The sequence below is a fragment of the Pseudorhodoplanes sp. genome, assembly GCF_050250235.1.
Lineage (GTDB): Bacteria > Pseudomonadota > Alphaproteobacteria > Rhizobiales > Xanthobacteraceae > Pseudorhodoplanes.
In genome coordinates, this window is the sequence record NZ_JBFWPA010000015.1 from 34,084 (window position 1) to 58,103 (window position 24,020).

A 24,020-nucleotide genomic window follows, 5' to 3' on the forward strand; every position below is an offset into this window, starting at 1 on the left:
GTCCGTGCGCCATGGATGACCACCGAACGCGGAGCCAGGCCGCCGCTAGCGCAGGGGCTCCAGATCGCGCGTGGCGACATAGCCTACCGGACGACCGTCGCGAGCAATGAGCGCCCATCCGGCTTCGCTGCGCACCGCCGTCACCGGTGTCTTTGCCGGCAGCTTGCGAACCCTCCGCGAATCGGGCGACGGCAGCACCAGCAGTTCGGCCTCGCCGACCATGTGGGTCGGCGCGCGGGATATCAGAATGTCGGATGTCGCGTCGGCAACAATCCTGGTCGATCGCCCCAACGTATAATTGCCGGTCATGCGCACCTGCGGCACCTGGCGACGGTTGAACACCTTCTCGCTGAGCAAGGTGACCTGAGCATGGACGTAGGCCGCCAATTCGGAGAGTTCTATCGTCCCGTTCAGGTCGCTGTCGGCTGCTCCCAGCGCTTCCAGAATATTGTAGGTGAACAAGCCGTGCCCCCGATATCCCTCGAAGGCGTCCGCTTTGTCGCTCGTGGCCGTCAGCACGGTTCGGCCCGTCGCGCGGACGAGTCTGTCGTTGGCGGCGCCGCGTTCCAGCGCGCGTGTCTGAGAGGTGTCATCCGTCAACGACCCGCTCTCGCATGTGTCGAAAAGCAGCACGCTTCTCCTCGCCGGTATCGCAGCAAACCAGCGCTGCCACTGCTCCTGCGAAATGCCCTGCTTCAAGACCGAGGCAAGGCCATCAGAGCGGAAATTCTGCGGAATGAAGTAATATCGCCCGTCGATGGTCTTGCCGTGCCCGGCGATGAAGAACACGAACAGGTCGCTCGGCTGTATCTCGGCTGAAAGCTTCCGGAATATTTCGTCAAGGCGCACCTGCCTGACGTCCGCGTCTCGCACAACGGTGAGATTTACCGATTCAAACAGGCCGGCGGCAGCTTTGCGCACCGCTTCAGAGATCGCAATCGCGTCAGGTACGGCATATTTCAGCCGGATATCCGCTTCCTCATATTCGTTCAGACCCACCGCGAGGAGGAACAGGCGCGACCGCGCAGAGGCGCCCCCAACCGACGCCGTGACCGTCGTTCGCGCCGGCACCGAGGCGACGAGGTTCTCGCGGTTGTAGGCAGCGACCTCGATCTCGTTGTCGCCTTCGTCCAGTGCCAGCGTCCGGGTTAGACGAAACGACTGGTTTCCGGGCTGCGGCTGATCAATGCCGACCGTCACACCGTTGACGCGCCATTCGATGCGGCCGGCTCCGGCTGCGCCCGGCAATACGTCAATCACCGCATCGATCGTTCGGGAATTGACCCGCGCTCCATCTCGTGGCGACGCCACGGCGACCGAAGGCGCCTTGCCGCTGGCGATCACCTTCTCCAGATCGAGCCTCGCCGCGGCACCTCGGACCAGGCCCCGGGGATCACCGGACATCTTCTCCTGTACGAGGTCCGGACGGTAGAGAGCCTGATAGAACTGATCGATGGAATACCATTCGGCGCCCTGCACCAATGTCAGGGCCTCCGCCGCCCGCGGGGAGGAAACATCGAAATAGCCCTCAGGCGTAATGACGACCCATTCGCCATTGGCGAAGCTCGCTATTGTGAGAAGCGGCTCGCCATTTTCCGTGCTCCAAATCTTGACCGTGCCGTCGTCGCTCGCGGTGACGACCTGGTGCCCGGAGTTCGAAAAACTGGCGGAACCGACCCGATCGGAATGTCCCTCCAACACGCTGAGGACGGCAAGTGACGCGGCGTCCCAAAGCTTGACCTGTCGGTCCGAGCCAGCAGTAAGAAGCTTGCGTCCGGCGGGATCATAGGCGACCGAATTGACCGCATCCTCGTGCGCGCGAACAGAGCGCAATTGACGGCCAGCATTGACGTCCCAAATCTTCAGCGTCCTGTCGCCTCCGACCGATGCAAGCAACGCGCCGTCCGGTGAAAATGCAACCGAAGCGACATGCTCGGAATGTCCATTGAGGGTGCGGACAAGCTTTCCGGTCTCCATATCCCAGATCTTGATCCACCTTCCGGCCGAGCCGATGGCAATTCTCTTGCCGTCGGGTGAAATGGCAACGCACTGAATCTTCTCCTGGTCTCGGATCGTTCGGACAATCCGATTTGTCTCGAGATTCAGTATCTTTATTGTTTGCGCGTATGTGGCCGCGGTGACGAGATACTTGCCTGCGGGAGAAAAGGCGATCGAGCTGATCTCTCCGTCGTGTCCCATCGCAATGTTCCGGAGAAGCTTGCCCGAGGCCGCATCCCATATCTTGAGGACATCAATTGCGCCGGACGCGACGCGATCGTTGTCCGGAGAAATCGCCACGGGTTCGAGCCATGTCGCGTGCCCGATCAGCGCATGAAGCAGCCTGCCATTGGCCGCGTCCCAGATCTTGACGGTCTTCTGTGGTGTCGCGGTCTTGACCCGTCCCGATGAAAGACCGGAATAGCCGGTCAGCAACAGCTTGCCGTCGGGAGAGAAGTGCGCCGCCAGAGCGTCGCCTCCGTGTCCGGTCAGGCTCCGTACATTCTCCCGGTCCGAAAAGTCGACGACGCGGATGTCGGCGCCGCCGTCGCCGACAAGCATCCGGGTGCCGTCCGGCGACAGACTGATCGAGCCGATATAACCGGACGCGGCGAGCTTGACATTGTCGCGGCTGCCGCTGGCGGCATCCCATACGATGACAGACTTGTCGTCGCTCCCCGTGACGATCCGGCCTCCGTCCCGGGAAATCGCAATTGCGGTCACGTATTTCTGTGCGGAGAAGGAACGTAGGAGTTTGCCGCTTTCCGTGTCGTACAGACGGACGACGGCATTCTTGTTCAGCGACGACTCTTCCAGCGCAAGTCTTCGTCCGTCGGCCGAGAAAACGGCGTGTTCGGCGCCGTCCGGGATCGCTATCTTCGTCGTTCGTTCGACTGTCCCGCTCTGAACATCCCAGAGCTTGATGGTCCTGTCCGCTCCGACCGACATAACCTTTGCGTCTTCATGAAATCTCGCGGCAACGATATGCCTGCCATGACCCGTGAAGGCTCGCACCAGCCGGCCGCTGCCGGCTTCCCAGACATGGATCTTGTCTCCGATCGACAAAAGCAGGCTTGAGTCCGGCGAAAATGCCACGCCTTCCGTGGCGTAATCGCTCGGGGGCAGCTGGATTTCGCGGACCAACTTTCCGCTTTGCACCGCCCAGATACCAAATTTCCGGTTTTCAAGCGGACCCGCAACCCACTCATTGTTGGGCGACACCGCAAGCGCCGAACTGCCCGCCGCCTTTTGAAAGGTGCGCAGCAAACGCCCGGTCGCCTGATCCCAGAGCTTGATCACACCGGAGCCATCTCTCGAGATCACCAACCTGCCGCCATACAGGAATTGAACATTGTCGACCGGCTCCCGGTGTCCGATCGCGATTGTGATGGCAGGTTTTCCTGCATCGGCCCCAGGCTGCGCCCCTGCCGGTCGCACCAAGGCGCCGACCATGACCAAACAGCAAATCGACAGGATGATAACTGGGATTGACCGCCATACCGAAAGCATTGCCGGCTCGTTCCTGAAAATCGGCCGCAGGAATAGTCGATCGACGAATTCCGGCGAGCCTTGCGGCCATATTGGCGGCGTCCTCCCAAAAGGGAAAGCACTTGGGAAAGCACTTGGGCACAGCACTTGGGCACAGCCCGAACGCAGTCGGGCGCCGCCCTGAATCACGCCACCACGTTTCTGGGCAATCCGAAAAACCCTCCAGCCGTTGTCCTGTCGGCGCGAGTATGGTCTGTGGATAGCCGAAGCGACCGGGAACGACGGCTGGCGTCGCCCGAGGGTCATCCGCGGGGCTGAAGCGTGTCCGAACAGCACATGTCTCAGGGCGCACTTGATTTTGCGCATTCGGAACGGGAGCGGCTGATCGCCGCCCTCAAGGCTTCCCGCGCGGGCACCTGGCGGTGGAACATCGCCGAAGACATCGTCGAGTGGGACGATGCCCTGTGTGAAGTCTATGGGATCCCGCCGGAACAGTCGCCCCGGACGTCCCGGGATTTCCTGGCCCTGATCCATCCGGACGACCGCGACATGGCCTGGCGCAGCGTCAGCAATTGCATCGAGACCGGCACCGATGCCGACTATCAGTTCAGGGCGATCGTCGGCGACACGGTGCGATGGATTTACGATCGCAGCGCCATCGTCAGGAATCCGGATGGCAGTCCCGCCTACATGCTCGGTGCGTGCCTCGACGTAACCGCGCAGCGTCGTGTTCAGGAAGAACGGGACGAGGCTTTGAAAAGGCAGACGCTGCTCCTCAACGAGCTCAGTCACAGGGTGAAGAATCACCTCGCGATGATCGTCGGTCTGCTCCGCCTGAAGGGTGCGCGACAGCAGGACCCGCAGGCAAAGGAGGATTTCGCCCGGGCGATCGACCGGGTGTCAACGATCGCCCATCTCCACGAACAGCTCTATCGGGCCGAGGATGTCACGCTGGTCGACGTTCCCTCCTATCTGGGAGAGATCTGCGACAGCCTCCGACGATCGATGCTGACCGACACCAGCATCGTTCTCGAACAAAAGCTCGAATCCGCGTTCCTGCATATCGATCAGGCGGTACCGGTGGGCCTCATCGTCAATGAGCTGGTGACGAACGCCATCAAATACGCCTTCGAGCCCCACGGCCCGGGCCGTATTGTCGTGCGCTTCCGCGTGGTAGGCGAGATTGCAACCCTGACCATCAGCGACAATGGCCGCGGGCTGGGCCTTCCCGCTCCGCGTCAGGGTGTCGGGTCGCGGCTGGTGCGGGATCTCGCAATGCAGATCGGCGCCAGGCTTCGGGTGATGGCGCGGCGCGGGGTGACGTGCTCGTTTCGCTTCAAGCTGCCGCTTGTCGGTGAGGCGGCGAAGCATCAGGCCCGACCGGGAGGCTGATCGGCCGACGCCGATACCGCATGTCGAGAGATGGTGCCCAGGAAAGGGTAGCTGATACCAGCGCCAACTCAAAGACTTCGCTTCAGGTGCGGGCAGATTCGCCCTCATTGAGCCGACAAGAGAATGTTCTGAGCCTCCCGGACCCGCTCATCTTCGCAGAGTGGGAGGCAAAGAACGTCCATGAGTAAACAAAGGGTTACGTCAAAATCGCCAACTGAAAAGCGCCTACGCCGGGCTCGCATCCGGCGCAAGCTCGCGCCGTCGCCGCTGATGCAGGAGTGGCGAACGGCGGGCCGATCCGCGCGTGACCAACTGCTTCGCCACATCTTCGGAGAATTGGTCGGCTCCGCTGTCATAGCGATGAGAAGCGCCGCCAAGGCTCGGGTTGAACCTGCTCGATCTCGAGTGCCTTCGGAAGACGAATCTCAGGCGCATCCGGTCGACGAGTTCTTGGTGACATGCGTGCAGCGGCAGGCAGGCGCGGAGGTCAACGCAGACCGTTTGCATCGCTTGTACTGCGCATTTGCCGCAGCAAGGCAATTGCCGCCCTTTTCCATCATCCGGTTTTCCCGTGAGCTTCAGGCCCGCGGCTTTCGGCGGCGGCGTTCGAACGTCGTATATTGGGTGGGATTGCGGCCGAGAATTTCGGAGGTGGAACGATCATGATCGTTCCATTTCAACTCGCGTGGATACGAGCGTCGGAATTGAGCGGCGGCAGGTTCGCGCAGATTTGCCGCTCACGCAGCGGGCGACTCACTTGCGAACGCGACCTGTCAAGACCGCGGCGCTGTCAACTCTCCCAACCCTCCCATTCTTGGGAGGGTTGGCGATTTTGTAAGTCATTGATTTCGACTGCTTTGGGAGGGTTCGGGGAAGTTGGGAGGGTTTTTGCGCCCTCGGACTCATATGCGCGCGCATGTGCGCGCGCACGTGTAGCGGTCATATACAAAAACCCTCCCAACCCTCCCAACCCTCCCATTTGTTTTTTCTTTCCCTTTGTTTATGGGCATTTCCGATCGAGCGTTGCGTTTGCTGCAACCCTCCCGACCCTCCCAACCCTCCCATTTTGGAATTCTGACTTCTCAGCGGTGGCCAACCCAAAAATCAGCCATCGAGGAGTCCGAGTCAGCCAAACTGAAGCGCACCGCGCTTGCCCGCGCTGGCGTTCGACGAAGTTCCTTGTGAGTCGCAGATCGGCTTTTCGGTCGCCTATCCTCCCATCCTCCCATTTTCGGGAGGATGGCCGCTTCGGCAAGCTATTGATTGCATTGGCATCGGGAGCTTGCGGGTGGAACGGGAGCTTATTTGCACCATCGGACTCACGTGTGCGCGTGTGCGTGCGCGCACGTGAGTCCTCATTGCAAATAAGCTCCCGTTCCTCCCATCCTCCCATTCTTGATCATCTTGCGCCTTATTATCTGCCTTTCGCGATGAGCCTTGCGCATTTTACAATCCTCCCGTTCTTCCCGTTTTTCCAGCTATCCTCCCGTTTTCGATTTCTGCGCCGAGCCGTTCCCCGAGGGTTCGTCGCGCCGCACGCCAAGGGAACGCCGAGCGCAGGTCGCCGCGCGATCTTCGAACAGACCATCTTTGTTCGCTTGTGGGGAAATTCCCCACAAGCTGCGCACGGCAAGTGCGGCAGCGACCCGCTTGAGCCGCGACTATCAGCCCCTCCCGTCCGACATCACTTTCCAACATGGAGTTAGGTCATGAGCAATCGAAGCGCCGGCGATGTAACTTTGAGATTTTCGACTGAGAAGGCCGAGACAGTGCGCAATGCGTTTTCCGAAATCGCGCGTCACGGGGCAAGCGCGGCACGCCAGCTCGTGGACAGCAATTTATTGGTTTCCACGTCGGCCCGCGCAGCGGGGGTCGCCCTGCAGGCGACGGGCCTTGCGGCCCGAGGGGCTTATGCGGCGATAAACACAGCTCCAGGACATGCGGTTTCGGCTGTGGTCGCGCGAGTCCTGGCGCAAGTGGCAGCTTATAAGCTGTTGTCGTCTGCGATTGGAGTGACCCGAGAACAATTGCAGGAGATGGTCGCAATTTCCGACAAGGCTACCGATCGCGGCGTTAGCGGCAATTTCTTTCAGCGCTTTGTTGCCGAGTCCAATCGGCTCAAGGTGAGTGCGAGCGATCTCGAAAACGCGCTGTCTCATGCGTTCGAGGCCACGAAGGAAAAGTCGCCGATTGATCTGTCGGAATGGCAGACCGGCAAGGAAAAAATCACTGAGGTTGAAAAGGCGTTGCGGGTTTTCAACGCAACCGGAACGCAACTGCAGGGCCTGGTGCTGTTCCGCGACGCGCAAAATCAGGACCAAAAGTTCACGGCGATCCTGACCGCCGTGAAAGAGTTGGATGCAGCCGGTCGCAAGCTTGAATCCCTGCAGCTCGCAGAACTCGGGCTTGGCAAGGTGTTGGCCGACCATATCCGCCTCGGAAAAACCAGCGCCGATCAGATGCTCGAAACCCTGCGCCTGACCGGCCAGGCGGCGACTGGGATTTTCTCCGATGAGATGATCAGCCGCGCCAAGGAGATCGATAACCGTCTGTTGGCGGCGCAGGGCACGCTGTCGCGGGAAATGCGCCCGAGCATGGATGTCTTCGCCAAACAGTTGCTCGATATCAAAAACTATTGGGCCGAAATCGTCGAATACATGGCGGCGGCGTTCCGGTTCGGCAATCAGATCGACCTTGCCGTCAAGCGCGATGAGCTGTCGCGGGTCAATCGCGCTATCGAGACCGGGGACAGTCTGATTCCGGGCGTTCCGCGGGTGCCGGAAAGTGTTCGTGCCGCGCTCGGCAAGACCACCACGATCCAGTGGGACCTGATCGAGCGCCGCGATCGTCTGGCCGCGGAGATCGAACATCTGGAAGGCCGGCGGCGTCCTCGAATTGTCGTCAATAGCGGTTCGCGCGGCGCGGGTGCGGCGCCGACGCGCAACACCGACGAGGCGGGCGCGGCCAGCCGGACCCGTTTCGATGGCGCCGTCGACTCGGCCGAGAAACGCATCGCGACGCTGTCGGCGGAAACCGCGGCAATCGATCTTGGCACCGTTGCGCGCGAGCGGGCGAAACTGGTGGCCGAGCTTGAGACCGCGGCCAAACAGGCCAACGCGGCGGCCGGCAAGGACAACACCGCCGTGACCGCGGAACAGGCCGAGGTGATCCAGCACCTGGCCGATCTCTACGGCGCGGCTGCGCAAGCGGCCGAAGCCGCCAAGGGGCCGCTCGCAAGCTACGCCCGCGAGGCGCGCGACCTGAACCGGCAATTGCAGGACGGCGCGGTGAGCGGACTTCGTTCGCTGGAAGACGGGTTGATCGCGGTGACCATGCGTACGGCGAAATTCTCTGATGCCGTCAGGCAGATGGCGAATTCGGTCCTGTCCGACCTGTTGCGGATCGGCATGCGCGGGGCCGTCACCGGACCGCTGGCGGGCGTTGTCGCGGGCATCACCGGCGGCGCCGGTGGCGGCGGTGTTGCCGGTGGGCTGTTCGGCGGTGGCACCGGCTATCTGCACACGCCCGGCGGCTATTCCGGCGCGTTTCCGCAGCCGTTTGCAAAGGGCGGCGTGTTCACCAATCGCATCGTCAACGGGCCGACACTGTTCCGCTTCGCCGATGGCGGCGGCTTTGGCCTCGGCCAGATGGGCGAGGCCGGACCGGAAGCCGTTATGCCGCTGCGGCACATGCGCGGCGGGCGGCTCGGCATCGATGCGACCGGCATGGGCCAGCCCGTAAATGTCATCGTGAAGGTTGAGAATCATGCTCCGAGCGCGCAACCTTCCGTGCGATCGGTGCGTCGTGGAAGGGACGGTCATGTCGAGGTGATCATGATGATCAATCAAGCTGTGCGCGATGTGATCGGCGAGGACTTGTCCCGCAACGGCGAGATTTCGCAAAAGATGGCAAACCGTTTCGGGCTCGATCCGACACGGGGCATGTGATGTATTATTCTGATCCTATACAAGGGGATGCGAGCGATGACCGAAGACAAAATAGTCCCGCCTGGTGGCTATCTTCTACGAGAGAGCCTGCCGCCCGGCTCCACGCTAAGCTACAAGAATGAGATGGCACGGGACCTTGGCATATCCATCGATTTCCAGGACGGCGGATCACTTTACTTCGAACTGCCTATCGGCAGAAGTTTCGAGCACAAGTTGGGTAATGTCAGCGCGTCAATAGCAATCACCCATCTCTCTGATCCTGCTCAGGACAATGAAAAGGATGTACATTTACACTAAATCCCGCGCGCTCCTGTGAGCCGTTTCCCCGTTTGGGCGATGGCCTCCCTGCGGGCGATCCACGATGCACATGACGAAGCGGCCGGAAAAAATGGTTCGGGCTGGACCAACGCATCATGAATAGCGAATCCAGTGAAACAGAAGCACTCCCTCCCGAACTGGTCGCTATCGTAGAAGCCATGGCGCGGCGCGACGCGCGGCGCGATCATGAAGCGGAGCACCGCGCGCGGGCCGCGCTCGAAGCCATTAGCGATCGATCTTCCGAATGAGTATCGCCCGAGCCCCTTCCCCTAGCTCGGTTGGCGCCCGGAAGCGCGCGGCGCAACGTCGGATTGACCCGCACACCTTCCGGGAAATTCCCGGAAGGTGTGCTTCCTCCCCGGTCCCGACAACCGACCGGTTATGGGAATTTCCCATAACCGGTCGCCTCGCTTTGCAATGAGGTCCCTCTTCCCCCTGAAGGGGAATGACTTGCATCAAATTTGCAAATCAGCCTTAATGTCCGAGGGCTTGGAAACCCGGACTCAAGATTGGCGGACCCGGTTGGCGCCGGATGTCTGCCAACTCGCAGGAAGCCATTTGAGCTTGCTGCCCTGGTCGCGCCTTGGCGGGCGCGCCGACCTGGCCATTGTGGCCGGGAGCGGCGTGCCATGTCCAGAGCGAAAGCTTAAAAGCGCGCCGGCCCGTCTCTTGAGCGGGTTTCCAACTCCCGGCTGCCCGGTCCGTGTTCCGGGCGCGGCCTTGGAAAGCCGATCTCAAGAGGAAAAAATTTAGTCATGGATATGCGATCTGGAATGCGCGCCAATCGGCGTGATCCCAACTTCCGCGCGTTGACTCCGTTTACGAGGCTGCCCAGCAATGCTTGCACTTTCTCGGTTGAGAATGATGCTTCGGCTCCTCATCTGTTGAAAGGCGAGTTTGCCGTTGTTGATACTGACGACTGTGAACTGCAGCATGGCGAACTGTACGTCATTCAATACATGAGCGGCCGTCGTGAGGTCGTCCAGGCACGCACGGACCGCACTTTCTGGTGGGTAGGTGATTTGCGAGGCTATAGGCAAACTGGTCTGATCAGCGGCATTCCAGTGTTCGAGGGTCTCGTCGATGGACCTTACGAGCGCGAACACCTCCAATCAAAGCTTGTCGGTCGAATTATCGGATTTGCCTCTATGCCGCTTGGGGCGGTGCTTTCCTCTTATCGGCAATAGGTCGGACTTATCGGGTGCGCGCGTTGTGTGTTCAGCGCGCGCCCGTTCTAGTTCTCGTCGGACTACATCGCGAGCGATAGCGCGCGCGAGTGCTTTCAATGGTTCCGGTGACGAGCGCTGCGTCGTGTCCTCGCCGTCATCTTGCACCATGAAACCTCTCCGGTTTTCACGATATAAATCCTAACCTGTGGCGGCGAAGGTCAGCAAGGGCGGCGGCCCGCGCGGCGTGGGCATCGCACGGGTCCTTCCAGGCTTTGAAAGCAATGTGGTGGCGCAAAGCGCGGGGTTTCGCTAGTCGGACCTGAAAAAAATAAGGTTAAGCCGGTTAAGCCGGTTAATCGCGCCGTTAAACGATGGCACCGAAAACCGCACATTTGCAGGTCGAATACCGGTTAAGCGCCGAGCTTAATCCCTATATCGCCAACGCGCGTCTGCATTCCAACGCGCAGGTCCGCAAGATCGCGGCCTCGATCGAGCGTTCGGCTTCAACAATCCGATCCTGATCGATGCCGGCGACACCATCGTGGCCACGGCCGGTTGATGGCGGCGAAGCTCTTAGGGTTGGCCGAGGTCCCGGTGATCCAGATTGGCCATCTCACCGACGCCGAGCGCCGCGCCTATACGATCGCCGACAACCGCATTGCCGAGGATGCGAAATGGGACATGGCGCTGCTGGAGCGGGAATTGCGCGCCGTCGTCGCCGAAGGCATCGATGCGGTGCAAGTCGTCCCCGCTCTTTTATCGGGACCAAGGCCACTTAGGTCTGGCGATTTGTGGCGGGTGGGAGGCCCCGCCCATTGTGCGGCGATTCCACCGCCGCTGCGGGAGCGCCGCCGGGCGAAGCCTGATCCAGTCACCCTGCCCTAGCGAATTATAGCGGATGAAAGGCGCCCGCCCTTTGTGCCGCGCATCCACCGCCGCTGCGGATGCGCGCGTCGTGGAGCGAGGATTGCGCGCCCTTGTGGCTCTGGGAGGTGGAGGCGCGCCAATCCTCACTTTCAGCGTCTTCAAGAAGCCAGTATAGAGGGCTAGATATCTCGCTATCTCGATAGGGGCAGACTGGATGGCCAAGTTGGCAAAGGAGACAATTGCCCCGTCGAGGCCGGACGGACGGCGGGCGATGCTCGTTTACATGGCTCCCAACACGATCCGAGCGCTTAAGAAGGCTGCCCTGGATGAGGAGCGCAATGCCTACGAGATCGTCGAGGAGAGCGTCACACAATGGCTGACCGCTCGCCGGAAGAAGGTTAAGCAAGCGTGAACAGGCGAAGGCGCGGCCACCGCAGCAAGTCAAGCATCGTAGAAACCGACACGTCGACGTCCATAGGGTTGGGCAATGGGGTTTATTAAATCTCTGGATTTATTGTGTTTCCTTGATCGCGACTATTCCAACAGATTCGCTCGATTTGGGATCAAATCCAAGAGCGGTGGGCTGACGGGGGAGAGGCTCGCATGAAGAGCATCGTCTCTTCCCGAAGCGGTATCAAAAATCTGCGAGAGCTGACCCGCGATTGGGGGGCACGAGAAAAGGTCTCCCATTATCTTGACCGGTGCCAGGTCGACACGCCCTCGGACGTAGTCGAAGCTACATGGCGGCACGTCATTCAGCTTCGCAAGTCGGTCGGTAAGGTTGTGGATTTCGGCGCCGGCGATGGTCGATTCTGTCGCACAGGTAGGTATGCATCCTACATAGGCTACGAAATCGACAGCCGACGATCTCACGGAACAAAGCTTCCAAAATCTGCTAAGATTATCCATCGGTGCGCCTTCTCAGATACGATTTCGGATGCCGACATTTGCATTGGCAATCCGCCGTTTGTCCGAAACCAAGACCTTCCTCTCGGCTGGCGAGAGCGTGTGTCTGCGATCATGCAAGCGCGTACAGGCGTGGCGCTGTCTGGTCTTGCCAACGCCTGGCAGTACTTCTTTCTCTTATCGCTGGTGAGCGCAAAAGCGGACGGTCTTGTGGCGCTTGTTATCCCTTACGAGTGGGTTTCTCGGCCGGCATCACGATTGCTCCGTGAGTATATTGAGGAGCAGCGTTGGGATGTGAGTGTCTATCGCTTGGTTGACACAACGTTCGACAGCGTGCTGACCACCTCGTCAATCACGATTGTCGACAAATCGAAGCGCAACGGCGTCTGGCGGTACTTCGAAGAAAACGCCAGCGGGAAGTTTGCGCAGCTCGCTTCGCCCAGCGGGGCAACAAACGGCGTTATCCCGTATCTTCCCAGGTCGCAAGTCAATAAGCAAGGACCGCGCGCGGTGCGCGGTCTCAGTCCGGGAACGCAAAAGGTCCTGACGCTCACAGAGGGCGAGAGAGTTCGGTTCGGTTTGAAGATCCGTACCGACGTGGTACCTTGCATCACGACGCTCCGAATGCTGCCACAGGACGTTAAACGGCTCAACGATGCGATCTTCCGCGAGTTCTACCGGTTCGCCGGCCAGAAGTGCTGGCTAATCCGCACCGACAGGAAGCCGAGCCGCGCATTGCGCGCTTATCTTAACGCTGTACCCAAGGCCGACTATCAGACCAGCACATGCCTCGAACGCAAGGAATGGTGGAAGTTCAAGATGCCCCCTATTCCATCGCTTCTGATGTCGATGAGCTTCCGCGGGCGTTTTCCGAAGGGAGTGCGCAACGATATTTCGGCACGGGCTGTCGGTGGAGTCTGCGGCATTTTTAACATCACCGCGGCCAACGGCACCGAACTGGTCAACGGGCTTAAAGGAGTCGACATCCGGAGTCGAATAGTCGCCCATTCGAATGGGCTGCGTAAGATCGAGATCAACCAGCTCAACTCGCTTATCGCTACCGCTTCCGGTCGGGGCCGCGCCAAGCAATAGGGATCGACGTGCCCGCTCCTTCCGTTCTCGACAAAGGAACGTTTTCATTCACGATCGAGAGCCGCATTCTTCGCGAGCTTGGTGAACGGCTCGTGAAGCAACCCGAGGTCGCGCTTCTCGAACTTATCAAGAATTCGTACGACGCCGACGCGACCGCATGCACGATCGCTTACAGCCCCGCTCAGTCGATATCCGTAGTGGATGACGGTCTGGGCATGACGCTTCGCCGGTTCCAGAATGGCTGGATGCGGATTGGGACCAGCTCTAAGGCGGGTGATAGCGGCAGCGAGAAATACTCTCGGCTTATCACCGGCGAGAAGGGCATCGGCAGATTCGCTGTTCGATTTCTTGGGCGCCGACTGCACCTGGAATCGGTCGCGGACGACCCTCATTTCAAATGCCGCACGCGACTTGTAGCTGATTTCGATTGGCCCAAGATCGATGAGCACGAGGACCTTGGACGCGTACGAGTCCCATATACCGTCGAGCGAGTCGAGCGTGACGTTCCTACCGGAACCAGGTTGGTGGTGACCAGGCTGCGCGCCGAGATGGAGAGGCTTGACCTGAAGGCGGTGCGAACCGGATCGTTAGGAGTTCTCACCCCTCTGAGGTCGCTGTTCCCGTCCCGCAACGAACGGGAGGAGGATGATTTTGACAACTCCGATGCAGAAGATCCCGGGTTTGTTCTGAACATCCAGCAGGAGGGTATGGAGGAGGAGACTGACGTAGCGGCGACAATCCTCAGCAACTACGTCATTAGGGTGAGACTGCAGGTCCGCGGGGATCGAGTCAGGCTGAGCGTATTTCGCCGCGGCGACGACAAACCGTATATTCGCATCAATGACAGGTTTCCCAACCATCTTGAAAAGGTGTTCGCTGACATTCGGTTTTTTCCGAGACGAGCGGGCACCTTCACTAAAATGCCCGTGAACGGCAAGGTCGCACAAAGGTGGGTCGCTGATAATTCCGGCGTTGCGGTGTTCGATCGCAACTTTCGGGTCAGGCCTTATGGGACCGCGTCCGACGATTGGCTGCAGCTGCAGGCGGACGCGGCCAGGAACCGCAGAGAGCCTAGGTCTCCGCTTGCCATGAAGCACTTTCAAATGAGCGCGCAGGTTAAAGCGTCGCCCTCCGAAAATTGGATGCTTCGTCTTCCGGAATCCGCTCAGCTGGTTGGGCTCGTACAGGTCGACGCGCGCCGGAGCTCCGCGAAAGGCCGTCGCGAGCAGGGCCTGGTCGCTTCCGCCGACCGCGAAGGTTTCGTCGAAAACGAGGCGTTCTTCGAATTACGCGCCGTGGTTCGCGGTGCAGTTGAGGCAATAGCCTATGCGGACCGCAAGATACAACTCGAAAAAGACAGGGCCGAACGCCGCGCGCTAATCGCCAGGATAAGAAAGGAAACACGAGCAGCTATCGACGAGGTGGAGGCCAATCCGAACATTGCTTCGTCCGACAAGACCCGAATCGTCACCGCGCTCGCGACCACTCAGGAACTCGCTGAACAGCACGAACAGACGACGCACGAGCGCGAGCAACAGCTCGAAGTCATGAGTCTTCTCGGTGTCGTCGCTGGCTTCATGACGCACGAGTTCGGGGTCGCACTTCAGGAGCTCGAAAAGGCCCACAAGGAGCTCTTGATTATTGCAAAGTCGCATCCGAAGCTCGCAACTGCCGCCGCATCATTCGCTGGCCACATTAAAAGCTTGAAGGAGTTCGTCACCTATTCTTCGGGCTACATTCAGGGCGCCAAGAACAAGCCGTCCAAGCCCTATCCGGCGAAGCCCCGACTGCTGCAGGTAAAGCGGGTGTTCGGAAAGTATGCTGACGAGCGAAAGATAGATGTCGAGATCAGCGCCGAGAACGACCTTATGGCACCGCTGGTGCCTCCCGCGCTGTATAATGGCTTGGCGCTGAATCTGTACACCAACGCACTGAAGGCAGTGACCGCGAAGACAGGAAATGATGCTGGTACGATTGCGTTTAGAGCGTGGAACGACGACAGGTGGCACTACCTCGAAGTATCGGACACGGGCATTGGAATTCCGACGACTCTGCGCGAGCGGGTGTTCGATCCGCTTTTCACCACTACTGACACTAATCGCGATCCGCTCGGCTCCGGCATGGGGCTGGGTCTTGCATTGGTCCGCCGGGGCGCCGAAGCGTTCGGCGGCAGAGCCGATGTGGTCGAAGCCCCACCCGGATTCGCCACTTGCGTTCGTATTCGTCTGCCGATCGATCGAGACTGATCAGGGGAGTGCAACCGTGCCCGCTACAAACTCAAAAAATGGGCAGGAATCAATATTATTAATCGACGACAATGAAGAGTATCTCGGTGCGCTCGCTCATGCACTTGAGGCCTCAATTAAGGGCGAAGTTGAAGTAAGGACGTGGTTGCCAACGGAGGACGATCCGTTGGTGAAATTGGATTCGCTTGTTGATGACGACACGATTTTGGTCGCGACCGACTACGATCTCACCAGCCAAGTTCGTGGTCTGTTTGGCATGACGATCGTCGGTTGGTGCCAGAAAAGGTTGATTCCAGTCGGTGACTTCTCGCGGAAGAACATCGCAGACCTGCCGAAGGAGCCAAATCTCTTTGAGCTGCGCGTTCCCGCAACGGAAGAGGAAGGTGCGGCATTCATCTCAGCTACCGCGAGCGGGTTTCGAGAGCTTCGGCGGTCTTTGACGGCAAACCCCGAGATCTTGAAGGCGAAGCTCAGTCTTGCCGGAGTGCTGGCCACGCTGTTGCGCAAGCGTGAATTGGAAAGTCAATTCGCGCTCTACATGACCCGACTTGGCGCCTCCAACTCATCTTTGCTCGACCAATTGCGAAGGTTTGCAGGCCCGGAGCAGCCCACAGACGACGAAAAGCGGCAGTTGCTCGCATACGTTCTCGGGCACGTTCTGCCCAATGCAATCCTAAAATATCCTGGACCGATTTTATCTGAAAAGGCGCTGTGCGCCTATATCGCCACTGCGGACGAAGAAGGCGAGGCCCTCGCGCAGATTTTCGAATCTGAGCGATACGCGGGACCGTTCTCCGCGCAAGGGCGCTACTACTGGCGGGATCAAGTGGATGACCGGATCGATGCGTTAGCCGGCAACATCGACTCAGCAAAATTTGAGATGTTCTCGGACTACAATCGTGCCTCGGTCGAGAAGGCGGCCGGGCGAAAACTTGCCAACCACGGCTGCCAAAGGTGCGGTGGCACCAAAGGAGGCTTCCTCTGTCCGTTCATGCGTAGGCCGGTCTGCTTAAGGCCGGATTGTTCGGTCTCGGCTAGTAGCTGGGTCCCTCAGGGCGCTCAGTTGTGCCGCGTGGAGCGTGACTTCTACGACGAGTGGGCACCTTTGTTGGGGCTCTAGCGGCATGCATCCCGACGCGTATCACGTTCAGAAGGAAGTTATCAGTGCGTGGGAGCGCCTGCGCGTCTCGATGCAAAAGATGTATCAGTCCACCGACGTTAGGCCGGGTGCAGGCCATGACATTTTCAAACTGAATGCGAGAGCGCCGGACGACGAGGTCAAGCTCGATATCGGCCCGATCGTGTTCAATGTTCCTGAGCGGGCCGGGAGAGGTCATAATCTTTATGTGGTAGTTAGAGGGTGGCTTTCGTTCGGAGACGGGAATCTCAGGGAACTCCCACTCAAGACGCGCGCCTTCTTCACAGAGGTTGCCTACTTTCGACTGAAAGGCAATGTCCTCCAGCACGTCTACGGCGTTCATTACGATCTGGACGAAAAGCTGCCTGGGCATCCGGTTTTCCATGGCCAGCTCTCTTCCCGTATGGACCTAGCGCCATCCGTACGAGACCATTACCGCGTTGAGGATCAACCTCAGGAGATGTTCACTCCGCTACTTAGGAACATTAGGATACCGACCGCGCAGATGGATGTGTTCTCCACTGTCGTTCAAATTTGTGCTGACCATTTGGTCTTCGAAGGAGCAGATCAGAACGTCCACGAAGCATTTGCAGAAGCACGGTCGATCAATTCATTTTTCCAGGGCGCGGCACACCGCATGCCGTTTCTTAACGAGATGCCGGCGATAGCCTGCTATCGATCCATTCACTGGTACACCCGAGCTCCCCAGGACTCACCAGCGGCACCTGGTAAATAACCCGATTAGCGGGCACGCCTTTTACCACAACGTATTCGGCATGCGCCCTTGTTCGCCGCTTCGCCGGTCACGTGCGTTGATCCGCGCTCGGCTCAGTTGGCCCTGGTTTTAGGCATCGGTCCCGAGTGATCCGTCGCGCAGTCAAGATGATTTTATCCGTGGGCATTTTTGACTTTCCTACGCAGCCGCAGCCGAGCTAGCAGCGGAGTCGGGATTTGATAGCGCCCCGGCGCGAGTTTCTCCGAACTTATCCCGGTGGCTGTGGGGAAAATCCGCCGACCTGCCAGCGCCACGCTATCAACCTCCCTGGGGCCGCTGATGTTTTCAACAGGTGAGTGCAGCGATGCGAACGCATCAAGTATCGAGCAATGACTACCTTCTCAGTCCTTATGCCGGCGAGGGTCGACCGCCGCTACAAATAGAATACCCCGCCGATCCGTTTTCGATGCCGCCGACCATGGTGCGCAAGGGGCGGCTTAGGTCGCCGGCGAAGAGGTGGGTTGCAGTCAACTTGTGGAGGCCCACCGAATCGAGCACGCTTGCATAACCGCTCCCCGTCAAACTGCATACATCACATGATGCACGAAATATCGAATGATCCGCCCGTAGTTCTCGACAGCGATCTCGCGGCTTTTTTTGTTTCTCGCGCCGCGCTGTTACCTAGCATCAATATGATGCCTCTGTCTGACGCACTTTTTGAATATGATCTTGACATCACCGGTCAGCCGCGAGGCATTCGTCCAGGCAAGTCGCTTGCCAATATTTTCCAGATGGTCGGCCGCGAGGATGGACGATGGCTATTCGTTTTGCCGATACTGGGGTCCTATCGCGTTACCAACGATAGAGACCACCCTACCAACACCTTCGCTCACAACACACTTGTTCACATCGACGACCGCACCAGAATAATTGACAGCGTCTGTATTTTCGCGCCTGACGCTATCGATATTTTGCTGTCCGACTTTCGGGTTCAGAGGCGCGACCGAACCGCTGACGGCGATCCTACCGAACCAGATGATGTTCGAGGTTCAGCTATGGACAACATCCGAGTTGAAAATCAACGGAGAGTCGCTGAGGGTATTGCTCAGAACAAATTAATGTTAGAGGCCCGGGGCCTCGCGAAATGGGCGAAGAACAATCTGCCCAAATACTTTCGAGATAGATATTTGAAGCGCTATCCCGACTCGACAGTAGCAGAAGAAAAGTGCGCCAACGCGATTTACCAGCTTCTGCGCAAGATGCGGGATGAGAATCTCAAGGTTATATGTAGTTGATATTGCTAACGAATAGTTTTCTGTAGTTTTTTGTAGCGGACCGACCGCTCAACTTGTGCCACGACGCTCCTAGTCGTTCAGGGAGGGCACAATGACCCAATCCGAAAAGAACCGCTCTGTTAGCGCGGCAGATGAGCTTGAGGAATTGGAGGCCAGCACCACGATCGAGTTGGATGAGGTTATCGACAAGTGCAGGACGCTAGAGATCAATCTGGTCGATGTTGCGATCACCGGGTCGGGCGCTGACAGGAAGATGATCCGCGAGGAGTTGCGGATCGCCCGCGAGGACAAGCTTGAGAAAGAGGCCTTGCTGGCAGCCCTTCCTGAACGCATCAAGGAGGCCAGGCAACGCGAGTCAATGGCGGCACTCGATCTCAAACACCCCGAAGCGAAGGAGCTGCTGAAGCGCGAACTTGCGCTCTATGTCGATCTTTACAAGTTTAGTTCGAAGCTGATGGCGACCCTCGAAGAGCTCGGCAAAACGACGCCGTTGCTCGCGCGGTTGAATACTGAATTCTCCAGCGCAGGCCGGCGTGACCTGTGTGTTCCGTCGGCGGAAGCCATTCTCCGCGGCAAGACCGGAATGGCGTCCAACTATCGTCCGAACGCGATCCTCAATTTCGATGCTTTCCGAGACGTCACCAGGGCCTTCGGTCTTGAGGTGCTGGTGCGTGATTTCGACAAGGGCAATTTTTCGCTTTGATGGCTGCTCTCGGTCGCGGGTAAAGCCATCAGGCGCGGCTAGGTGTTCTCCGTCACCGACAAGCTGCCGACGTTGGTCTGGTTGGTAGTTGCCGCGCCAAACTTTCAAATCGCAACTAAGAGGAATTCTATGAGCCTCACCAACACAGACATCGAACGATTTGCCAACGAACAATTCGGCGCCGATCCGCACGGGGACGGCGTAGCCGTCCGATCTGCAGCGGCTGCAGACCTGTCATCCGCGCAGCGCAGCAAGGTCTGGAAGAACCGCTTCAACAATTCGGGAGCGATCGAGCGCGAATTTTTCTCAGTCGCCGTCTACTCCGCCCACATGGAGAACCTCTTCAACCACCATCTGCGGGGGACAACTCCGAGGATAGCAGGGAAACTAGCGTGTCCAACGTGACTCCCGATCGAGGCCCGAGGCGTGGTGCGCGGCCAGAGGATGTGGTCACCGCCGCTGAAAAGCTGTCGGTCATCGAGCAGATACCCCGCGCTCTTCATTCCTTCGGTCTACCCGAGGAGCGCACCGATGGGGCCAAAGAATAGCTCGGCATCCTCGCTAGAGAGGAACCGCAGTCCGGATTGCGGCGGCCAACCTGGCTGCATAGCAGACGCACGATATCTCGATGATCCGGCTCGACCTGCCGAGCGGGATCAAGCGACGGTCTATCTCCGACTCCGGCGCCGCGTTCGACCCGGGCGGAAAACCTCTTTCGGCGTACGCGCGTGGCGAGCTTTAATCACCGGCACCGCGGGACTGTTGCACCGGATTGCTGCGCGGATCACGCGCCTTCTTGGAGGAGGACTGAAGATGAAAATGTTCGTGGTGCAGGGCGGAGTCGCCGTTGTCGAAGCAGGTGCCGTTGTAAAGATGACGAGAAGCCAATTCGACGCGCGCGCTCATGCCGTTGAGGTGCTTCAAGACAATGGCGAGTTGGTCCTAGCGCGCGCGCTGACGAGCCTGCAGTTCAAGGTCGGGGAGCAGATCGGCCTCGAAGCGTTGCCCCGATATCTGTCTCTGTTCAAGGACGGGTTCGCGCATACGCTCGAGATGCGCCACCAAGGCGCAACGCCCGTCGTGGAGGTCGCGGTGGAAACGCCACTCCGTGCTGATGGCCGCCTCCGGGAGCGCGCTGTCCCGAGACAGTCAAGATAATTTGCAGGGCCGGAAGCCAAATTGCTGAGATGCGTGGACGGGCTTGAGATGGCACAGCTAGCGGACGATCGTAGCCAACCCGGGAAATCCCCCCGCGATGCCGCACATGCCCTGCCCGGCCGGCGCCTTGCATCGTCGCGACGTTCGCACCGAACCGTGTTTTATCGAAGGTGACGCTGTGGCGCGCACACGCTGTCAATTCACTCAGGAGGCCATGACGCGGTTGTTGAAAGCCTCGGCCGCGGCGGGCGTGCCGGTGCGGATCGAGATCGAGAGGGACGGCAAGATCGTGGTCCTTCCCACCGCCGCGCAGGGGCGGCCCGAACCCGAGGCAGAGCCCACGCGCGAGATTGTTCTGTGAGGTGAGTATGCCTAAGCCCCGCCCGCCCCACCTGATACACGAGGCGACCCGCCACGGCCGGCGGAACTGGTACGTGCGCAAGGGCCACGGCCCGCGCATTCGCCTTCGGGCTCCATACGACACACAGGCGTTCTGGGCCGAGTACAGGGCCGCGCTGGAGGGGGCGCCGAAGCCCTCCAAGGCCACGAGGGCGCAAAGCCTTCAATGGGGCATAGACCGCTACCGGGCGAGCTCCGCATGGGCCGCATTGGCCACCGCGACACGCCGGCAGAGCGAGAACATTTTCGGGGCCGTGATCAAGACCGCTGGCGAAGACGCCTTGTCGGCGATCACTGCGGAAACCATCAGGGCCGGGCGCGAGCGCCGGGCCGCTGCTCCGCACGCCGCGAACAACTTCCTCAAGACCATGCGCCGGTTCTTCAAGTGGGCTTCGGACCCGCAAGGCGGGGCGCTGGTGTCGAGCAATCCGACGCTCGGCGTGAAGCTGCTCAAGGGCAAGAACAAGGACGGTTTCCACACCTGGACCAACGAGGAGATCACGCGCTTCGAGGCGCGCTGGCCGATCGGCACGCGCGAACGCCTCGCCCTCGATCTCCTACTCTACACGGGACTGAGCCGGGGCGACGTGGTGCGGCTCGGTCGCCAGCATGTCAGCGGCGGCGTGATAACCTTCCGCATGGAAAAGGAGCGCGGCGACGGCGTGGTCTATCCGCCGGTCCTGCCGGTGCTCGCCGCCACGATCGCCGCGACCAAGACCGGCGATTTGACTTTCCTCGTGTCCGAGCGCGGCTCGCCGATGGTGAAAGAGAGCTTTGGAAATTGGTTCCGTGAGGCCTGTCGCGAGGCCGGCTGCCCCGGCTCCGCACATGGCCTGCGCAAGGCCGGGGCCACGCGCGCTGCAGAGAACGGCGCGACTGTGAACCAGCTCATGGCGCTGTTCGGTTGGCGCACTGAGAAGATGGCCTTGGTCTACACCCGCAAGGCCGATCGCAAGCGCCTCGCCGCGCAAGCCGGGCCGTTGCTGGCGGCAGCACAGATATCGAACGAAAATCTCCCGCACCTTGGGTCCGGTGCGGGAGATAGCGCGAATGATCGCGCCAAATCAGGAGCTTAGAAAATGAGTGGTGCCCAGGAAAGGACTCGAACCTTCACAGCCGTTAAGCCACTGGCACCTGAAGCCAGCGCGTCTACCAATTCCGCCACCTGGGCAATGGGCAGAGACATAAGTGGCGGGGTCCGCCATTGTCAACGATCGGACACCTGTACAGGCCGAAATCCTTGCGGTATCCCGCAGGGACCGCGGCCGCGACGGATTCCGAGACAGCTTTCATGGCCCTCCAGACCAATTCCGACACCCTCATCACCGTGTTCGGCGGCTCCGGATTTCTGGGCCGCCACGTCGTGCGCGCGCTCGCGAAACGGCGCTACCGCGTCCGTGTCGCGGTGCGGCGGCCGGAACTGGCGGGGCACCTGCAGCCACTCGGCACCGTCGGCCAGATCCATGCGGTGCAGGCCAACCTGCGCTACCCGGCGTCGGTGGAATCCGCCGTTCGCGACGCGTCGGCTGTCATCAACCTGGTCGGCATCCTGTTCCAGCGCGGCCGCCAGCGATTCGAAACGGTGCAGCATACCGGCGCCGAGCAGGTGGCGCTTGCGGCCAGCGCGCACGGCGCACGCCTGATTCATGTGTCGGCCATCGGCGCGGACGAGAAGTCTGCGTCGCTCTATGCACGGTCGAAGGCGCTTGGCGAGCAGGCGGTGCGCGCAGCCTCGCCCGACGCGGTGATCATACGCCCCTCTGTCGTATTCGGCCCGGAGGACGATTTCTTCAACCGCTTCGCCTCGCTCGCCCGGTTTCTGCCCGCATTGCCGCTGGTCGGCGGCGGGCATACACGGTTCCAGCCGGTCTTTGCCGCGGATGTCGCGGAAGCGATCGCAACCCTCGTGGAATCCGGACAGGGCGACGGCCGAACCTACGAATTCGGCGGGCCCGAGGTGCGCTCGATGCGCGACATCATGGAATACGTTCTCGCGGTCACGGAGCGCTCGCGGCTGCTCGTGCCGCTTCCGTTCGGGATCGCCAGGATGCAGGCCTGGTTTCTCCAGTTCCTGCCGAACCCGCCGCTGACGCCGGACCAGGTCGAACTGCTGCGCAGCGACAACGTGGTGTCGGAGGACGCAATCCGGGACAGCCGGACCCTTCAGGGGCTCGGCGTCATGCCTTCGTCCTACGAGGCGATCGTCCCGGATTATCTCTGGCGTTTCCGCAAGACCGGCCAGTTCCGCACCGGCCGTTTCGCCTGAAGTGGCGCTCAGAGTCCGATCGCAAGCAGCACCAGCCCGATGGAGCCGACGATCACGCGCCACCAGGCGAACAGCCCGAAGCCGTGCCGCGAGACGTAGTCGAGAAACGTCTTGACCACGAAGTAGCCGGCCACGAACGAACACGCGAAGCCGATCCCGACCAGCAGGACATTGTGCGACGTCATCTGATCGTGATTCTTGATGAGATCGAGCGCGAACGCGCCGGTCATGGTGGGCATCGCCAGAAAGAACGAGAATTCCGCCGCCGACCGCTTGTCGGCGCCGAGCAGCATCGCCGACACGATGGTGGCGCCGGACCGCGACACACCCGGTATCATGGCGAAGCACTGGCAAGCGCCGATGATCAGGCACATCGGCAGCGAAAACTGCATGACGTCGAGGTATCTGGGCCTGAATTCAAGCTGATCCACCCACAGCAGCACAGCGCCGCCGGCGATGAGCGTGAAACATACCACCCACGCGTTGAACAGATAGTCCTTGATGATCGAATGCAGGGCCGCGCCGATCAGCGCGGCGGGCAGGAACGCGACCAGGACCCCGATCACAAAGCGCCGTGCGTTCGGATCGCTGAACATTCCGGTGGCCAGTCGCCACAGCTTGTGGAAATAGATCGACAGAATAGCGAGGATGGCGCCGAGCTGGATCAAAACCACGAAAGTCTTGCCGAAATCCTCGTCGCCGAAACCGAGAAACCGCTGCAACAGCAGCAGATGGCCGGTCGAGGAAACGGGGAGGAATTCCGTGAGTCCCTCGACAATGCCGAGAAGGGCCGCCTTGATCAGGTCGCTCATGCTGAAAAGCCCCAACGCGCGGTCCGGATCAGGAATCGCGCCGTGGCTGTTGTGACGCGAAACCCGTGTACGCGGCAACGAAATTTCCGTGACCCCACCACTTTGCCGCTT

General features: G+C 60.1%; 21 protein-coding genes, 1 tRNA gene and 1 pseudogene. 20 read left to right on the forward strand and 3 right to left on the reverse strand.

From position 1 onward, the window contains the following. Positions 1–45 precede the first annotated feature (45 nt). Complete coding sequence (locus AB7F49_RS09480; RefSeq protein WP_428521632.1) at positions 46–3,450, reverse strand: caspase family protein; 3,405 nt, start codon at positions 3,448–3,450, stop codon at positions 46–48. A 372-nt stretch (positions 3,451–3,822) separates the two neighbouring features. On the opposite strand from AB7F49_RS09480, the gene AB7F49_RS09485 reads away from it, so the two are divergent. From AB7F49_RS09485 to AB7F49_RS09575, 19 genes and pseudogenes are all read left to right on the forward strand, one after another. Next, positions 3,823–4,878 (forward strand): sensor histidine kinase, encoded by a 1,056-nt coding sequence (locus AB7F49_RS09485; RefSeq protein WP_428521634.1) that lies wholly within the window; start codon positions 3,823–3,825, stop codon positions 4,876–4,878. Positions 4,879–6,854: 1,976 nt separating this feature from the next. Beyond that, on the forward strand, positions 6,855–8,825 hold the full coding sequence (locus AB7F49_RS09490; protein ID WP_428521636.1) for a phage tail tape measure C-terminal domain-containing protein: 1,971 nt from the start codon (positions 6,855–6,857) through the stop codon (positions 8,823–8,825). Positions 8,826–8,861: 36 nt separating this feature from the next. Then, the gene (locus tag AB7F49_RS09495) at positions 8,862–9,122 is read left to right on the forward strand and encodes a hypothetical protein (protein WP_428521638.1); all 261 of its coding nucleotides are present in this window, start codon (positions 8,862–8,864) and stop codon (positions 9,120–9,122) included. Positions 9,123–9,238: 116 nt separating this feature from the next. Next, the gene (locus AB7F49_RS09500; protein WP_428521640.1) at positions 9,239–9,391 is read left to right on the forward strand and encodes a hypothetical protein; all 153 of its coding nucleotides are present in this window, start codon (positions 9,239–9,241) and stop codon (positions 9,389–9,391) included. 507 nt (positions 9,392–9,898) lie between these two features. Further along, a complete protein-coding gene (locus tag AB7F49_RS09505; RefSeq protein WP_428521642.1) occupies positions 9,899–10,330 on the forward strand; it encodes a hypothetical protein in 432 nt (143 codons plus the stop codon). Positions 10,331–10,683: 353 nt separating this feature from the next. Continuing rightward, the gene (locus AB7F49_RS09510) at positions 10,684–10,833 is read left to right on the forward strand and encodes a hypothetical protein (RefSeq protein ID WP_428521644.1); all 150 of its coding nucleotides are present in this window, start codon (positions 10,684–10,686) and stop codon (positions 10,831–10,833) included. 37 nt (positions 10,834–10,870) lie between these two features. Continuing rightward, positions 10,871–11,197, forward strand: a complete 327-nt coding sequence (locus tag AB7F49_RS09515; RefSeq protein ID WP_428521646.1) for a hypothetical protein — start codon at positions 10,871–10,873, stop codon at positions 11,195–11,197. 196 nt (positions 11,198–11,393) lie between these two features. Further along, positions 11,394–11,591 carry a hypothetical protein gene (locus tag AB7F49_RS09520; RefSeq protein WP_428521648.1) on the forward strand — a complete coding sequence of 66 codons (198 nt, stop codon included), beginning with the start codon at positions 11,394–11,396 and terminating at the stop codon, positions 11,589–11,591. 191 nt (positions 11,592–11,782) lie between these two features. Further along, positions 11,783–13,177, forward strand: coding sequence for an Eco57I restriction-modification methylase domain-containing protein (locus AB7F49_RS09525; protein WP_428521649.1), 1,395 nt, complete (start codon positions 11,783–11,785; stop codon positions 13,175–13,177). A gap of 92 nt (positions 13,178–13,269) precedes the next feature. Continuing rightward, a pseudogene (locus tag AB7F49_RS09530) lies at positions 13,270–13,572 on the forward strand (ATP-binding protein); the annotation flags it as partial. A 129-nt stretch (positions 13,573–13,701) separates the two neighbouring features. After that, complete coding sequence (locus AB7F49_RS09535) at positions 13,702–15,423, forward strand: sensor histidine kinase (RefSeq protein WP_428521736.1); 1,722 nt, start codon at positions 13,702–13,704, stop codon at positions 15,421–15,423. A gap of 16 nt (positions 15,424–15,439) precedes the next feature. Continuing rightward, positions 15,440–16,543: a hypothetical protein gene (locus tag AB7F49_RS09540; RefSeq protein ID WP_428521651.1), complete on the forward strand. Its 1,104-nt coding sequence runs from the start codon at positions 15,440–15,442 to the stop codon at positions 16,541–16,543. Positions 16,544–16,547: 4 nt separating this feature from the next. Then, on the forward strand, positions 16,548–17,297 hold the full coding sequence (locus AB7F49_RS09545; RefSeq protein WP_428521653.1) for a hypothetical protein: 750 nt from the start codon (positions 16,548–16,550) through the stop codon (positions 17,295–17,297). A gap of 575 nt (positions 17,298–17,872) precedes the next feature. Beyond that, entirely contained in the window at positions 17,873–18,571 is a 699-nt protein-coding gene (locus AB7F49_RS09550; protein ID WP_428521655.1) for a hypothetical protein, read from the forward strand. Positions 18,572–18,662: 91 nt separating this feature from the next. Beyond that, positions 18,663–19,274, forward strand: coding sequence for a hypothetical protein (locus AB7F49_RS09555; protein ID WP_428521657.1), 612 nt, complete (start codon positions 18,663–18,665; stop codon positions 19,272–19,274). A gap of 42 nt (positions 19,275–19,316) precedes the next feature. Continuing rightward, positions 19,317–19,679, forward strand: a complete 363-nt coding sequence (locus AB7F49_RS09560) for a hypothetical protein (protein WP_428521659.1) — start codon at positions 19,317–19,319, stop codon at positions 19,677–19,679. Between the two features lie 408 nt (positions 19,680–20,087). Next, positions 20,088–20,432 carry a hypothetical protein gene (locus tag AB7F49_RS09565; protein WP_428521661.1) on the forward strand — a complete coding sequence of 115 codons (345 nt, stop codon included), beginning with the start codon at positions 20,088–20,090 and terminating at the stop codon, positions 20,430–20,432. Between the two features lie 214 nt (positions 20,433–20,646). Next, a complete protein-coding gene (locus tag AB7F49_RS09570; protein WP_428521663.1) occupies positions 20,647–20,793 on the forward strand; it encodes a hypothetical protein in 147 nt (48 codons plus the stop codon). 7 nt (positions 20,794–20,800) lie between these two features. Further along, positions 20,801–21,907 carry a tyrosine-type recombinase/integrase gene (locus tag AB7F49_RS09575; RefSeq protein WP_428521664.1) on the forward strand — a complete coding sequence of 369 codons (1,107 nt, stop codon included), beginning with the start codon at positions 20,801–20,803 and terminating at the stop codon, positions 21,905–21,907. 8 nt (positions 21,908–21,915) lie between these two features. Here the strand turns inward: AB7F49_RS09575 and AB7F49_RS09580 are convergent. Beyond that, a tRNA-Leu gene (locus tag AB7F49_RS09580) sits at positions 21,916–22,002 on the reverse strand. A gap of 120 nt (positions 22,003–22,122) precedes the next feature. On the opposite strand from AB7F49_RS09580, the gene AB7F49_RS09585 reads away from it, so the two are divergent. Beyond that, positions 22,123–23,097 (forward strand): complex I NDUFA9 subunit family protein, encoded by a 975-nt coding sequence (locus AB7F49_RS09585; RefSeq protein WP_428521666.1) that lies wholly within the window; start codon positions 22,123–22,125, stop codon positions 23,095–23,097. An 8-nt stretch (positions 23,098–23,105) separates the two neighbouring features. On the opposite strand, the gene AB7F49_RS09590 is transcribed toward AB7F49_RS09585, so the two are convergent. Continuing rightward, entirely contained in the window at positions 23,106–23,909 is an 804-nt protein-coding gene (locus AB7F49_RS09590; RefSeq protein WP_428521668.1) for an undecaprenyl-diphosphate phosphatase, read from the reverse strand. Positions 23,910–24,020 lie beyond the last annotated feature (111 nt).

Bases quoted from the DNA above. Each gene is read 5' to 3' on its own strand.
- AB7F49_RS09480 (WP_428521632.1), bottom strand. From the start codon at position 3,450: ATGGTCGGCGCCTTGGTGCGACCGGCAGGGGCGCAGCCTGGGGCCGAT.
- AB7F49_RS09485 (WP_428521634.1), top strand. From the start codon at position 3,823: ATGTCTCAGGGCGCACTTGATTTTGCGCATTCGGAACGGGAGCGGCTG.
- AB7F49_RS09495 (WP_428521638.1), top strand. From the start codon at position 8,862: ATGACCGAAGACAAAATAGTCCCGCCTGGTGGCTATCTTCTACGAGAG.
- AB7F49_RS09500 (WP_428521640.1), top strand. From the start codon at position 9,239: ATGAATAGCGAATCCAGTGAAACAGAAGCACTCCCTCCCGAACTGGTC.
- AB7F49_RS09505 (WP_428521642.1), top strand. From the start codon at position 9,899: ATGGATATGCGATCTGGAATGCGCGCCAATCGGCGTGATCCCAACTTC.
- AB7F49_RS09510 (WP_428521644.1), top strand. From the start codon at position 10,684: ATGGCACCGAAAACCGCACATTTGCAGGTCGAATACCGGTTAAGCGCC.
- AB7F49_RS09515 (WP_428521646.1), top strand. From the start codon at position 10,871: ATGGCGGCGAAGCTCTTAGGGTTGGCCGAGGTCCCGGTGATCCAGATT.
- AB7F49_RS09520 (WP_428521648.1), top strand. From the start codon at position 11,394: ATGGCCAAGTTGGCAAAGGAGACAATTGCCCCGTCGAGGCCGGACGGA.
- AB7F49_RS09525 (WP_428521649.1), top strand. From the start codon at position 11,783: ATGAAGAGCATCGTCTCTTCCCGAAGCGGTATCAAAAATCTGCGAGAG.
- AB7F49_RS09545 (WP_428521653.1), top strand. From the start codon at position 16,548: ATGCATCCCGACGCGTATCACGTTCAGAAGGAAGTTATCAGTGCGTGG.
- AB7F49_RS09550 (WP_428521655.1), top strand. From the start codon at position 17,873: ATGATGCACGAAATATCGAATGATCCGCCCGTAGTTCTCGACAGCGAT.
- AB7F49_RS09555 (WP_428521657.1), top strand. From the start codon at position 18,663: ATGACCCAATCCGAAAAGAACCGCTCTGTTAGCGCGGCAGATGAGCTT.
- AB7F49_RS09565 (WP_428521661.1), top strand. From the start codon at position 20,088: ATGAAAATGTTCGTGGTGCAGGGCGGAGTCGCCGTTGTCGAAGCAGGT.
- AB7F49_RS09570 (WP_428521663.1), top strand. From the start codon at position 20,647: ATGACGCGGTTGTTGAAAGCCTCGGCCGCGGCGGGCGTGCCGGTGCGG.
- AB7F49_RS09575 (WP_428521664.1), top strand. From the start codon at position 20,801: ATGCCTAAGCCCCGCCCGCCCCACCTGATACACGAGGCGACCCGCCAC.
- AB7F49_RS09585 (WP_428521666.1), top strand. From the start codon at position 22,123: ATGGCCCTCCAGACCAATTCCGACACCCTCATCACCGTGTTCGGCGGC.
- AB7F49_RS09590 (WP_428521668.1), bottom strand. From the start codon at position 23,909: ATGAGCGACCTGATCAAGGCGGCCCTTCTCGGCATTGTCGAGGGACTC.